This window comes from Colwellia sp. TT2012 (assembly GCF_001440345.1).
Classification (GTDB): Bacteria; Pseudomonadota; Gammaproteobacteria; order Enterobacterales; family Alteromonadaceae; genus Colwellia.
Genome location: NZ_LJYX01000013.1, coordinates 24520 through 37091, shown reverse-complemented (window position 1 = coordinate 37091; position 12572 = coordinate 24520). Strand labels below are relative to the sequence as shown.

The 12572-nt window shown below is 38.0% G+C and carries 11 protein-coding genes, 1 tRNA gene and 1 pseudogene; 6 read left to right on the top strand and 7 right to left on the bottom strand.

The annotated features are described in order from the left end of the window. Positions 1-290 precede the first annotated feature (290 nt). On the bottom strand, positions 291-926 hold the full coding sequence (locus ASU03_RS07805; RefSeq protein ID WP_057831308.1) for a hypothetical protein: 636 nt from the start codon (positions 924-926) through the stop codon (positions 291-293). A 218-nt stretch (positions 927-1144) separates the two neighbouring features. Between ASU03_RS07805 and ASU03_RS07800 the strand changes: the two genes are divergently transcribed. Further along, positions 1145-2008 (top strand): RluA family pseudouridine synthase, encoded by an 864-nt coding sequence (locus ASU03_RS07800; protein ID WP_057831307.1) that lies wholly within the window; start codon positions 1145-1147, stop codon positions 2006-2008. A 101-nt stretch (positions 2009-2109) separates the two neighbouring features. Here the strand turns inward: ASU03_RS07800 and sigZ are convergent, their stop codons facing one another. Next, a complete protein-coding gene (gene sigZ / locus ASU03_RS07795; RefSeq protein WP_057831306.1) occupies positions 2110-2640 on the bottom strand; it encodes an RNA polymerase sigma factor SigZ in 531 nt (176 codons plus the stop codon). A gap of 208 nt (positions 2641-2848) precedes the next feature. On the opposite strand from sigZ, the gene arsH reads away from it, so the two are divergent. Further along, a complete protein-coding gene (gene arsH / locus ASU03_RS07790) occupies positions 2849-3523 on the top strand; it encodes an arsenical resistance protein ArsH (RefSeq protein WP_057831305.1) in 675 nt (224 codons plus the stop codon). A gap of 27 nt (positions 3524-3550) precedes the next feature. On the opposite strand, the gene ASU03_RS07785 is transcribed toward arsH, so the two are convergent. After that, positions 3551-4141, bottom strand: coding sequence for a phage integrase N-terminal SAM-like domain-containing protein (locus tag ASU03_RS07785; protein WP_197411221.1), 591 nt, complete (start codon positions 4139-4141; stop codon positions 3551-3553). Positions 4142-5297: 1156 nt separating this feature from the next. Here ASU03_RS07785 and ASU03_RS07775 point away from each other — a divergent pair. Continuing rightward, the gene (locus ASU03_RS07775) at positions 5298-5723 is read left to right on the top strand and encodes a GNAT family N-acetyltransferase (RefSeq protein WP_057831302.1); all 426 of its coding nucleotides are present in this window, start codon (positions 5298-5300) and stop codon (positions 5721-5723) included. A 22-nt stretch (positions 5724-5745) separates the two neighbouring features. Here ASU03_RS07775 and ASU03_RS19800 read toward each other — a convergent pair. Beyond that, positions 5746-6346 (bottom strand): annotated as a pseudogene (locus ASU03_RS19800) (IS110 family transposase). 326 nt (positions 6347-6672) lie between these two features. Between ASU03_RS19800 and ASU03_RS07760 the strand changes: the two are divergent. Beyond that, positions 6673-7218 carry a hypothetical protein gene (locus tag ASU03_RS07760; protein WP_057831300.1) on the top strand — a complete coding sequence of 182 codons (546 nt, stop codon included), beginning with the start codon at positions 6673-6675 and terminating at the stop codon, positions 7216-7218. Between the two features lie 257 nt (positions 7219-7475). Next, the gene (locus ASU03_RS07755; protein WP_231731528.1) at positions 7476-8315 is read left to right on the top strand and encodes an alpha/beta hydrolase; all 840 of its coding nucleotides are present in this window, start codon (positions 7476-7478) and stop codon (positions 8313-8315) included. Positions 8316-9063: 748 nt separating this feature from the next. On the opposite strand, the gene ASU03_RS07750 is transcribed toward ASU03_RS07755, so the two are convergent. The 3 genes from ASU03_RS07750 to ASU03_RS07740 all read right to left on the bottom strand — a co-directional run bounded on the left by ASU03_RS07750 (position 9064) and on the right by ASU03_RS07740 (position 11302). Next, positions 9064-9140: transfer RNA gene (locus ASU03_RS07750), tRNA-Pro, on the bottom strand. A gap of 153 nt (positions 9141-9293) precedes the next feature. After that, positions 9294-11054 (bottom strand): DUF3413 domain-containing protein, encoded by a 1761-nt coding sequence (locus ASU03_RS07745; RefSeq protein ID WP_057831299.1) that lies wholly within the window; start codon positions 11052-11054, stop codon positions 9294-9296. A 41-nt stretch (positions 11055-11095) separates the two neighbouring features. Next, positions 11096-11302: a DUF1414 domain-containing protein gene (locus ASU03_RS07740; protein ID WP_057181043.1), complete on the bottom strand. Its 207-nt coding sequence runs from the start codon at positions 11300-11302 to the stop codon at positions 11096-11098. Positions 11303-11425: 123 nt separating this feature from the next. Here ASU03_RS07740 and yejK point away from each other — a divergent pair, with 123 nt between their 5' ends. Then, positions 11426-12496, top strand: coding sequence for a nucleoid-associated protein YejK (yejK, locus tag ASU03_RS07735; protein WP_057831298.1), 1071 nt, complete (start codon positions 11426-11428; stop codon positions 12494-12496). Positions 12497-12572 lie beyond the last annotated feature (76 nt).

The window sequence follows — 12572 nt, the reverse complement described above, 5'->3', positions numbered from 1 at the left end:
GCTACGATCAAAAGTTTACCGGCGAATGAAAACGAGTCATAAGGTCGGTATTCTTAATAACAACTGAGGAACTTAATATTTAAAAGCGAATACTTTATATTTATCATAAAGTTAAATAGCCTATAGTGAGTATCTATAGGCTGTTTTTGAGTTATAACAGCAGTTTACGTGGTAACGCGATACGATAATTTATGGGGTTGTAACTGAATAACCCGCTAGTATGTTAGATGAACTGCCTGAATTATGGCCATCCTTATAGATAGAAATTAACCTTAATATTCCTTTAACTCTTAACGATAGATATCATCCAACTCGCCATTTTTAAGGTTTTTATTCACTGTTTTCAAACACAGGTGTGCATGGCTGATCACCTGCTGCATATTTTCATAACAACGACGCTCATTTTTTCCGTAGGCAAAAAATGTCAGTACCACTTGCTGGCCCATGCCGCCGGTATCTTCTTTATCGCCAAGGGCGAGATAACAAGTGGCCGATTGTGATAAACAAATGGCGCCAGCACGAAAACCTAGTTTGCTGCTAGCAACGTTTAGCAAGATATTTTTCATTAACCAGTCAATGCTGCGCTGCTGACAGTTTTCTTCAATATCGCGGAACAATATCATTAACCGAGCACTGCATTTTATTGCATAGGGATATTGTTCATCGGGATTTTTTTCTGCTGTATTAAAAGTACAATCATTACTCTCTAGTAATGACGACGAGCTATTGAGCCATTCGAGCAGCGAATAGAAAGTATCGGCAAAAGGCCAGTGATTAAAGGGCTGAAAATCTTCTAACGAACTACGTATCAATTTAGGATTTTTTTTGAAATCCATATAAATACTACTTTCGTCTGTTGTCATCGACGTCCAAGGATGAGATCGGCCCTCGGTGTGTTCGGTTTGCTTGGCGGTAAAAGCGTCCACGGTTTAACCCTTTAATACTGATGTCGACCAAAGTGCATGGTCTAACTTTTATGAAAGCCATATATTAACAGCAATGGATAAAATAAAAAACGCCAAAGCGGTTAGTAATCTAGCTAGTCGCTCTATTCAAAGGTACACTGCCTGCCAATATTGTAAATAGTGCTAGCCGTGCAATTATTCCCGGTTAATAGCAAAATTGTTATGAGGATATACCATTAATGTCAGACAAATTACGAGTAAGCGAGGCCGGAAGCCTGTTAATTTTTCTCAATGCCAAGTTGCAAGGTTGGTCTAAAAAGAAGATTAAACAGCGTCTGCAACTAGGTTGCGTGCTAGTCAATGGTGAGTCTGCTGTTAAACATGATCATCCACTAAATGCAGGTGATGATATTGAGGTATTGGCACAAGGTAAACGTTTTGACGCCAGTAAAACTAAGTCAGCTAGTGCAAAATTAGAAATACTGTTTAGTGATCATGATCTCATTGTCATTAATAAACCGGCGGGTTTGTTGTCTGTTGCCACGACGCAGGAGAATAAAGTGACTGCGCTGGCGATTTTGCGTAATCAGCTATCAAAGGCCAAGAAGGCAGTTAAACTGTGGCCTGTACACCGACTAGACCGAGATACCTCCGGCGTGTTGATGTTTGCTACTTCACGGGAAATGCGCGAGGCTATTAATGCCAAGTGGGCCGAAGCCGATAAAGTTTATCTGGCCGTGGTCGAAGGTGTGCCAGAGCCTAAAAGCGGTACGATAAACCAACCTCTTCGCCTAGACGACAAACAATACAAGATGCACGTAGGCGCCCATGAAGACGCTAAAAACGCCATCACTCATTTTAGTACGGTGCGCAGTGTTAATCAGCGCTCTTTACTGGAAGTTAAACTCGATACTGGCCGTCAACATCAAATACGTGCGCATTTATCTTGGCTAGGTTATCCCATCGTCGGTGATCCGCGTTATGGTAATGACGGAGATCGTATGGGACTTCATGCACAACGCTTAACCATTACTCGGCCAAAAGGCGATCGCCTGACCATTGAAGCACCAATGCCTAATGATTTGATTACCTTATTGAGGTAGGATCAGCTTGCTAAGCTATTTATTGTTATGGTGAGGGTGTTGTTACATTCAACTCCTTCACCATCAAAAAACGAGGATAATGGCAATTAGGCACAATCATCTTATCTCTTGGTCTTAACTTCATAATCATAAACATTGCCGCTCTTATCAATGTTAAAATGGCAACAATCATCAAATACCTTTTTAAGTAAGCCGCGACTTTTTTGTACACGGGATTTAAGCGTTGAATAACTTACCCCTAATTGCTCAGCATATTCTTTTTGTGATTGGTTATTCATATCAATAGCGATTAATAAGCTTGCGTGTTTCTCTGGCAGGGCGTTAATAAAAGGTGAGATACAGTTTGCTAAGTCAAGGTTGTTATCTTGAGGTTCTTCAGTGGGCCAGAGTTCCTCAATATTCGCGTTTTGCTGTCTGCTTTTCTTGCGGTAGTAGTCAATGATGGTATTATTGGCGATTTGAAATAACCAAGACTTAACGCTCTTTTGTGTTTTTACTGTATTAAGGTTGTTATAGGTTTTTATCAAAATGTCTTGCAACAAATCTTCTACATCCGCTTCATTTGAGATCTTAGCATGTAAGAACCGCTTTAACGCAGCTCGGTATGCTAACCATATATCTTCTATATTCATTTAACTGACCATCTCCAGTGCTTTGACTAGGCTTTCAAGCGTAGACATTCTTCTATTCGATATAACGCTGTTTCTATAGTAGACGAACGGTAAATTGGAAAGACCAAAAGATCGCATAAAAATCATCCTATTTACATTTATTCATAAATTTTTCGTCTTTTTGTGCGGTCAAGCGTCTTATGGGTAAATGAACTAATTAGAGAGTTTTATGAACTTCTTACAAAACGAACAATTTAACCTAAAGCCTAGCGTTAACAAAGTCAGTATACATAAACCAAGAGTATTAATGTTATATGGCTCTTTGCGCGCAACTTCATATAGTAGATTAACCGCTGAAGAAGCTGGGCGTATTTTGACAGCAATGGGCGCGGAAGTTAAGTTCTTTAACCCTAAAGGACTGCCATTATTTGATAACACTGACTCAGCTGACCATCCTAAGGTAATAGAGCTTAGAGCGTTGGTACAATGGTCTGAAGCACACGTTTGGTCGTCACCGGAGATACACGGCAATATGTCTGGTGTAATGAAGACCCAAGTAGATTGGATCCCTTTGTCAATGGGCGCAGTTAGGCCAACACAAGGAAAAGTATTAGCGGTCATGCAAGTCACTGGCGGCTCACAAAGTTTTAACGCAATCAACAACATGAGAATTCTAGGCCGTTGGATGAGAATGTTAACAATCCCCAATCAATCCTCTGTGGCAAAAGCTTATAACGAGTTTGATGAGCATGACATCATGAAAGCTTCGCCCTATAGAGACCGAATTGTTGATGTGATGGAAGAGTTGATGCGCTTCACTTATTTAACCCGAGATAAAAGTGACTTTTTGCTCGACAGATACAGTGAAAGACGTGCGGGTAAGCCAAAGCTAATCGCCATGTAAAGCTTGGAACTGTGGGTCGTAATGATGTTAGCCTCGTACGAAGAAATTATCCCTTATAAAGGGTATTCGCAACTGACTGACTTGCTCGAACACATAGCGTATTAATAAACGATTCCTTGCTTGATTGGAACTAGTAAGGTCAATTCCATTGCCTGTGTCGTCATCCACTACTGTCGCTATTTGGTCTTTTAATGGTTCGATAAGTGAATAGGGCAAAAGAGTCATCCTGTCTTTCGCACCTTTACCACGGAAAACATAAATAGAGTTTTCAGTAAAATCAATATTCTTGACCCGCAATCTTAATAACTCTGCTTTTCTTAACCCGTTTCCATACAACAAGCTAAATATGAGGTGATGCGGATGTTTTAATTCATTAATAATTGTCATTGCTTCATCATTCGATAATACCGTTGGAATTATCGTTGGTGCTTTAGCCCTGATAGTGCTGGTTAATAATGTTAAGTCTCTTTTTAAAACATGTTTGTACATAAACACAATAGAGCAAAGTGCTAAGTTTTGTGTAGATGAAGTCACTTTTCTATCGACAGCCAGGTAAGTTAGATAATTACTTACTTCTTCTTCCCCCATATCTTTAGGGTGGCGTTTGTGATTAAACAAAATGATATTTTATATCCAAAGCAAATATTTTTTTTTCAGTTTGTATGCTGTAATGCATAGTACGAATAATGTGGCGAATACTTTCTAAAATGGAGAAGCAGACATAACATAAAACCTATAACTGTATATTTATACAGTTATAGTAAGTGATTAAATAAAAATCAAATATTTCATCAAAGTGTGTTACTAAGACGTCTTAGTAACACACCATAAATTAAAAAAACCACCCACAGAAACCACCTAACCACATGAATTTACGTCGATTTATTTGTTGCATGGTGAAAGTCAGTTACTAAGACGTCTTAGTAATCTCTTTACTTGGTATTATATTTAGTGTTAATTGTTTCTAATGCATTGAAAATATGGGATATTAATGTAAATTAAATGTTATTTATGGTACGAAGGTTACTAAGACGTATCCATAATAAGCTGTTATGCAACAAGAGTCATAGCTGATGTATTGAGTTAATTTCAAGCAGTGAGCTTTGTTCAGAAAGGTCTAAACCATGTTTTCAATAGAGTCATGCCCGCTTCCAGATAATGCATTACTGAATACCTATCAACAGAATGGGGCTTACACCGATTGTTATTGTACCGAAATATCCCGTACAGTAACTCATTCACAATATGTGAACGCTTTTTACACTACATCAGTTTTTAAGTTAGAACGGTCAATTTTAAAGTGGGTAGTATCAAAACCGTCATCAGATGCACAAGTTGTTCTGTTAGCAGATGGAGAAACTGATACATTTTCTGCTTGGAGCGTGGAAAAACGCTGTGAAAATCAATTGCTATTGTGCGATTACCAAAAGCGCACTAGGTCGTGGCTCATGATTAAACATGTGGAGAGTGAAAATGGCATTACAACAAGGTTGTATTTTGGGTCTGCTGTTGTCCCTATAAAAAACATCAAAACGGGTAGCTCTTCCTTTGGCCTCGTTTTTCATGCTCTATCTTGGTTTCATAAGATGTACTCTGTTGTATTACTATTCTCAGCTAAGGCACGTCTAATGCGGTGTAATTCATAGGGGATAGTTGCATAACAAGCTGTTTAAAAAGGACAAAATTCAGTTGGCTGTTTTCGTTCCTCAACATTTTAGCCAACTAACTTTTGCCTCTTAACAGGGCGTTATAACTCTCTCGGATGTAGGTATATATGAATCTCGTAGTAACAACTTCACCGACTCAGGAAGATCTTAAAGCATTAAGTGTCGGTATTGGCTCCTATAATAAAGATTATCTACCCGATGACGTTGGCTTTGAGAAAGACACCAAATTTGCTGTCCTTGCTAAAGATGAAAATGGAAAAGTTCTAGGAGGTATTAGAGCAAATGCATTCTGGAACTACTGTACTATTGAATTACTTTGGCTGTCTAAAGAAGCGAGAGGTTTAGGGCTCGGTAGCAATTTAATGGAAGCAGCTGAAAAATTTGCTAAAGATAAAGGGTTTGGCTACATGCGCACTGAAACACTGAGTTTCCAAGCAAAGCCTTTTTATGAAAAGTTAGGTTACAAAGTATTTGGTGAGTTACCTGATTATCCAAAAGGTCATACAACATATTGTTTAGTAAAAGAGTTATAACAAGTGACTATGGTGTCAATTCTTAATTTTTATTGATTTTAGGATCCCAATAAACACCATCTCTCACCATCGAATTTAAGATCACAACCATCTTTCTTATACAGGCAATCATCGCTACTTTCTTTGGTTTTCCTGCGGCAATTAGGCGCTGATAAGTGGCTTTAAATACAGGGTTACATTGCATGGCCGACATCATCGCCATTAACTGGCAACGTCTTGACATTAAATCACTCATTAATCTTAACGTAGCCGGTTTTAACGTTGATAATTTTGGTTTGATTGCCTCACTGTAATGGGCAATTAACTTGGCATCTAACTTATCCGTTTTTGCTAATTGACCGATGGCACCCGCGAATTTTTTGACATGAGAAGGATTCGCGATGACAAAGGGTAATTTTTGTTTGGCACAGGCGATAATAAAGGCCTGTTCAAGTCGTCCTGTAGCTTCAATTACAATGCGTGTAGAGTTTGTATCTCTTTATCTCTCTAATCGCCTTATTAATACCTTTTTCATCGTTGGGCACGGTGAAATAAATGTCTAGGGGACGAATGTAAATGTCGAATTGTTTTTTACCGGTATCAACACCTACGTTAATTTCATTTTGATTATTTTTGCTATTCATAATAAGCTGACTCTTCCTTGCTAATTCGGGCTCGAGGCCCAGTTGACTATCCGAGTTTAGTACTTGGAGTTTTATACGGCATTCGTTCTTGTTATCGGTCTCTCAATAGAGGAGCCAGGCAATCAGCGAACTACCGTATAAAATGGCTTTGGTTGCAGCCAATGCTTGGGCCTCACTTTACCTAAACTTGTTTTACAATAGAATTAAAAGATGGGTATATTATCCATACAAGGCAATCAAACGGAAAATTTACAGTTGGCTGTTTTTCGTACCTCACACATTTTAGCCAACTATTTTTAGCCGCTTAAAACGGCGTTAGGTTTCTAATGGAAATAATCTTAATTCGGCACGGAAAGCCAACATCGGCAAATAGTCCAGTTCTAAATGCTTTAGAGTATACAAAGTGGATTCGTCGTTATAACTTTTCTGATGTCTCTGAAAATAGTCGACCTGAAGTTATAAATACTGATTTAAAGTCATATTATATTCTTTCCAGTCATTTCAATAGGGCTATACATTCAACCGAAATATATACAGGCCGAAAACCTGACCAAATATCCCCTTTATTTAAAGAAATGGATATACCAAGGTATAAATTGCCGTTTCGACTTAAAGCTATGACATGGGTTTACCTTTGCAGGGTACTTTGGATGTTAGGCCTAAAGGGTCCTTTTGAGTCTTACCGTTCAGCTAAAATACGTGCTGAAATTGCTGCTGAAGAATTAGTTCAATTAGCTAAAAAAAAAGGTAAAGTTGTATTGTTCGGACATGGCTACATGAACTTACATATCCGTAGGGTATTAATTCGACAGGGTTGGTCTTTAAATTGTAAAAGTAATTCATTTTGGGGGATTTCAAGCCTCGAAACCTAAGAAAATCAACTAGGACTAAAAACAGTGGGCTTTTGCTCCTTCATCGCTTATTTGAGTCACCAAATTTTTGCCTGTTATTTAGGCGTTGAGGCTGTAGAATAACTAATTCAGTCAAAACTACTAAATTTTTGTACTCCTATATCGAACGGTAGACGATTAACTCGATATAGGTAATGCATTTTCCACTCCGCTTTTAGGGGGTAATTAATAACAAACGAGTGATTCTACAAGCTCGTTATACGCAAAACGGAGTTTGAGTGAAATTTCTGCCTTATATATTTATATTTCTTTTCATTAATTCGACTCAATTAGTAAAAGCTCAAGATACAAAGGTCTTTGAAATTCCTCGAAGCAATGTTGTCGAAATTAAAGACCCTGATTCAGAAAGGATTTACCCTCTTTTTATAAAATTACCACGCTCATATGACTATCAAAAAGATAAGTCATATCCTGTTATCTACTTAACAGACGCATGGTATAGCTTCCAAGTTGTATCTGGCGCTACTCGATTTCCGATGAATACTGGAAAAATGCAAGAGGCTATAATTGTCGGAATTTCATACTCAAAGGGATCTAGAGGGCCTTCTAGTAGGATTCGTGATTACACTCATATTGAAGATTCAAGCTGGAAGTATCAAACAGGAAAAGCGAAAGAACATATTAACTTTATTGAAAAATCAGTTTTCCCTTTCATTGAAAAAAACTACAGAGTGAATGAGTCTAGGACTTTTGTCGGTAATTCACTTGGTGGGCTACTTGGCGTATACATATTGTTTACTAAACCTGATATGTTTAATAATTATGTCTTAGGTAGCCCATCTGTGTGGTTTAAAGATAATGACATTCTTAAACTTAAAACAGAGCCTAATTTAAATATACATAAGGTGTTTATTGGTGTTGGGGCTAATGAAACTCTTGAACTGGATTCACCAAAGCACGATATGGTTAAAGGTGCAAAGAAACTTGAGTTAAAGCTATCGGGTAAGTTATTCCCTAATACAAAAGTGAAATTATTAACCATTCAAGGCGCTAACCATGAAACGGCGTTTCCAACAACTGCAATTCAGGGATTGTATTGGCTGTTTAAAGAATCGTGATAAGTGGCTTGGAGTAACTATAAGAAAATTAACAGGACTAAAAATAGCGGGCTGTTCGCTTCGCTACCATTTTAGCCCGTTATTAGGGATATACCCAGTATTGACCAGTAAACACCAATGTTTGCTACTGCCTTTGAGCAGTCCGGTACATACACTTACTCGTGTTGTCATGGAAGTGGCAAGAGTCGCAATTCAAATGCCACTCTGTTACTGATACCGTCTTATTACCTTGGCGTGCATTGCTGTTTGACTAAAGTAATTATATCGCTATTTTGACTCACAAAATATAGGCCATCTAAAAACTCGATGACCATGCCGTGCTTAATTACCTAACGCATTGGTTGTATTTTTCTTGGCTGCCTTTGCGGCTTTCTTCTCTTTTGCGGTTAAAAGTGGTTTCTTTTTGGTGCTTTTTTTACTGTCTTGTCCTTTACTCATGATACTTTCCTCTTGAGGTATTCTATTAAAAATAAAGTCAGTTTTAACCAACTTAATGACTATGGCTACGCAGTGACTGGCATTCAAACTTCCAAGGCGATGCGTAATAACATGAGTATGGTCCTATGGACGATCAATTGATAGCAATCACTTAAATGAGCGGCTCTTTATCGGCATTAATGTCCGCTTTATAACCCCAATCAACCGAGTTTATTAGCAATAATTTAGGTGAGTTTACCCGTCATAGGCTTTTGCTAAACAGTAGACATAAAAAAGCCCTGTAAAAACAGGGCTTTCATACTAACTAATGTGGTCGGAGTAGCAAGATTCGAACTTGCGACCTCACGTCCCCCAGACGCACGCGCTACCAAGCTGCGCTATACCCCGACAACGTAAACTCTTGGGCTTCACGAGTTTACCATCGGTATCATAATGATTTATCAACGTATTGCAATGACAATTAGCGTAATACTTGCTTCATAGTGCCTAAGTGGCTAACTTATGCGCAATTCCACTCAGCTTTGCCTAAATAAAGGGCGCTTACTGTTTTTCCTGCTGAGTAAACTGCTTAATAAAGTGCACACCATCAATCATTAAGGGGAAATCCTCATTGACGGTAATTGGCGATGAAAATTTACGTGAGTAACTTTGAAAGTTGCCATTTTGATCGACAAACACTGATTTATCTTTATTAAAGATAATAATGCCTTTATCGGTCGTATTAGCAATAACTCGGTCTTTATTTAATCTCGGTAAATCAGTGCCATTACTGTGCTTGCTCACCTTACAGCCTAACCACTGACTCATTAGCGTGGGTTGTAAGTCCATGTTACTGGTATTAAAGCTTACGTCCTTATGGCTTACTGCTGTGCCTTGAGGATATATAAATAACGCCGGTTTAGTGTTTAAACGTGTTTCATTACTTTGATTGCCGATAGAGCTGATCCAAATGATATCTTTAGCGGATTTTTGCTTTTGTGCTAACAGTAGTGCATCAACAAATAATTCAAATTGATATTGGTTATTGTTTTGTTCGGCTTTATTGGCCTTAATACCATGGCTATTTTTAAAGTAAATAATATGCAACCCCGGGGTTTTATTATTTAACTTCTCTGCAAACAATAAACTTGAGACATTGCTCAGTTCAGTTTTTTTACTGAATAGCGCTTCAAACCAGCGAGGTTCAGTGATGTCGATATTTTCATCTGCACCATCTCCTGTCACTGAGTTAACGGTAAACTCAGCAGAGATAACCGTTAAGCTCGTTGCCAGGGCTTGTTGGTCGATACGTTGAAACAGTAGCGGTTTAATACCTTGCTTTAAAATATCTTGTTGATAAATGCTCGGTAGAGAATAAAGCAGGTTAAACCAAGCATCATCACTTATACCGGTATCAATATTATTGGTTAAAAGTAAGCTGCTAACACTTGCTCGGCGGCTAAATTGATTAAGCTGACTGATTGATACTTGTTGCTCGGTAAGAATTAAAAATACCGAGTTAGTCGGAGTTTTATTTGCTGCTTCACTAGGACAAAGCTCTGCCGTAATAGTCGGGTAATTGGGAATAGCCTGACTAAACGATAGCGGGCTATTTTTACGCTCGATATAATCTTCTATGTTAAATAAGCCATATTTGGTTAACAGCGTTTTTGCCGTGGCTGGATAAGACAAAGGTAAGACAGTGTCTTGGCGTAAAATATCATAATTAAGATTGGCATCGGCCCAAATATGGCTTACATGACTAAAGAAAAATGATAAAACCAAGGCGAAAATAACAAAACGGGCAAAGATTGTTTTTTGCAATTTCTTTAAGTGCTTCCAAGCATAGTTACTTACGGTAAATTCAAACGCTAAAATAACGATAGCCAAGGCACCACTGAGGCTATAAAACAGGCTATTTTCCTTGGCGATGTCTTGTAACAAGCTAATAATTTGCGTACTTGAAGAGGCATTTAAATGATAACCCAAGCGACTATAGATAAAGGCATCTAATACCAGTAGTAATAAACCCAGGGTAAAAATAATGGAGCCAATGGTTCTGATGAACTTGGTATTAGGAAAAACTAGCGTTAAAGGAAACAACACCAAGACAAAACTCATAAAAGTCAAAAAGGCAATATGACTGACCCAGGTCGTTATTAAGTAGACTTGGCCAAAGAGGGTTGTTGGTGCGGGATCACTAAATAAATAGTAAGAGGAGAGGGCAATTGCTGCTAAAATATTGAAAAAGGTGAACCAATGGCTCCAACTGATCAAATGTAATAGTTTTTTGCTGTAGCTTTTTGTATCAAAAGAAACCATTGATAATAATTCTTCTTGCAGGTGAAATTAATGTCGCGTCTTTAAACTGATTTTTTTAATGCGCTGGTAAAGTTGTCTACCACGGCAGTACGTTTGCTTTCGGGTACTTGGCTAACAACGTGTGTCACGGCATTGCCTAAACACATTAAGGCTAAATCAGGGGTTGTTTCTTCTTTTATAAGTACATCAAGTAAATCTTGGATAATTTTTTCTACACGTTCGTTCGAATATTTAGATACAATAGGCATAATAAGTGTTTTCGTTAATGATAAATTTAATTTCTCTAGTTTATCAAATGCCTGCACAATTTAATATATAGCAGATATAAAACACCAACATTAACTTACATTAGTAACTGAACCTAAAATCCTATGAGCTTAATAATTACAAACATAGCACTACATTACTTGTCTAAAAAAGAAGACACCGGTGAAGTTGTCTTACGCCTTGGTCCGGAAAATATTGATTTTACCCAAGAAAGTGCCAAAACAACTAACTTTGTTGATGGTTTACACACCATTTATAATGCCAAAGGTAATAAAGCGTATGGCAGTTTTTCCGACATGCCCAGTGAAGGGGATGCCGCGCGCTTTGTTGATTTGATGGCAAGCTATTTAACGGAACAGCAAAGTTTCTATGACTTTAGTACCCAAGCGGCCAATGTATTAAAAAATGAAATTGAAAAATATGACATAGACGAGACGGGCTATTTTGTTATCTGTCATTATGAATACATGGGTGGACGTTACTTATTAATAGCGGTTATACCGGTGTCAGAGCATTACAGCGTTGATGGTGAGTTAAATATTTCAGCCGCGCAGCATCTAGATATCAATAAAATACAACTAGCCGCGCGTATTGATTTATTCGATTATAAAGAAAATGCCCAGGGCAATCGCTATATCTCTTTTATTAAGGGAAGAGCGGGTCGTAAGGTATCAGACTTCTTTTTAGACTTTTTGGGTTGTGAAGAAGGCTTAAACGCCAAAGAGCAAACCCAAACACTGGTACAAGCGGTTGAAGATTATGTTGCAGTTAATCAACTAGACCCAAGTGAAAAGCAAAAAACACGTAAAGATTTACTGAGCTACTGTAAAGAGCAAAAAGCGAGTTCTCAAGATGTGTCACTGCAAGAGATTGGTAAAGTAATTGAAAGTGCAGGCGCAGAACAAGACTTTTATCAGTTCTGCCAAACACAATCGTATGCTATGGAAGAATCGTTTCCACACGAGCAAGCCGTGGTTAATAAAATCACTAAATATTCAGGCTATGGTAATGGTATAAGTTTGAGCTTTGAACGTAGTCATTTTGGTGAAGATGTAATTTATAATCCACATAATGATTCCATTACCATCTTTAAAGTACCACCGAATTTAAAAGAACAATTAATGGCACTTCTAGATAGTGAAAAAGTTGAGGCTGAAAAAGTCCCCGAAGAGTAACAATAGCGCCGAAATATCGGTAACGCATAACCATGAAGGTACCGCGTTACCATTTATAAAAGGTGTTTTTACCAAA